We start from the raw sequence: 996 nt of genomic DNA, 5'->3' as shown, positions 1-996 counted from the left end.
CCCAACGCCTATATCTGGGCCGGCCGCGACTTCCACCAGCGTCCGCAACAGGGGATCAACGACTACTTCTGGATGAACCACGACGGCCAGGGCGCCGGGGTGAAGAACTTTGATATCGGCGGCGTGCAGTTCGACGTGGCGACGGTCTCGCAGGTGAAATCCTGTAGCCCGGAAGTGATGGCCGACGAGACCAACCCGTCGCGCATCACCTGTACCGGCAGCTCCGACACCGGGGACAACGGCCACTACGCGCTGACCACCAAAACCCACAACATCAAGGCCGGGCCGATCGACGTCGAGGTGTACGCCAACTACGGCTTTGACTCGAAGGCGGTGGACAGCGACGCGCGTCTCGAAGCCTGGCAGGGCGGCCTGGTGCTGAGCCACACCAACGACAGCGGAGTGAACAAGGTGATCCTGCGCTACTCCGACAACTCGGATAACAGCGTCTACAACAAAACCGACGACCTGACCACGGTCTACGCCAGCTTCGAGGGCAGCCATAAGTTCACCCAGCAGGCGCAGGTGGAATATCTGCTGGCCTTCCACGACTACGACAACGGCAAAGATAATACCGACAACCGCAAAAACTACGGCGCCATCGTGCGGCCGATGTACTTCTGGAACGACGTGCACTCCACCTGGCTGGAAGCGGGCTACCAGCGCGTGGACTACGACCAGGGCGGGGATAACCACGGCTGGAAGCTGACGCTGTCGCAGAACATCGCCATCGGCATGGGGCCGGAGTTCCGTCCGATGCTGCGCTTCTACGTGACCGGCGGTCAGGTGGACAACGAGCATACCGCGAAGGTCAACGGCACCAAAGACCAGCAGCTGGATTCGCTGAACGTCGGCGGGATGTTTGAGGCGTGGTTCTGATGCGATAGCGTTGTCGAAGGAGCGTTCCCGGCTGGCGCTACGCTTAGCCGGGCTACGACTGGTGCGCTCCATTTATGCCGGATGGCGGCATAAATGCCTTATCCGGCCTACGTTCCT

Annotated in this window: 1 protein-coding gene; it reads left to right on the top strand. The window is 61.2% G+C overall.

From position 1 onward, the window contains the following. A partial coding sequence (locus tag ACOI6Z_RS27490) for a carbohydrate porin (protein ID WP_142761855.1) occupies positions 1-879 on the top strand: 879 nt, incomplete at its 5' end. Positions 880-996: the final 117 nt, after the last annotated feature.

Origin of the sequence: Klebsiella sp. C239 (assembly GCF_048822715.1) — a bacterium.
GTDB classification, from domain to species: Bacteria; Pseudomonadota; Gammaproteobacteria; order Enterobacterales; family Enterobacteriaceae; genus Klebsiella; species Klebsiella quasipneumoniae.
This window is presented reverse-complemented; position numbering and strand designations above follow the sequence as displayed.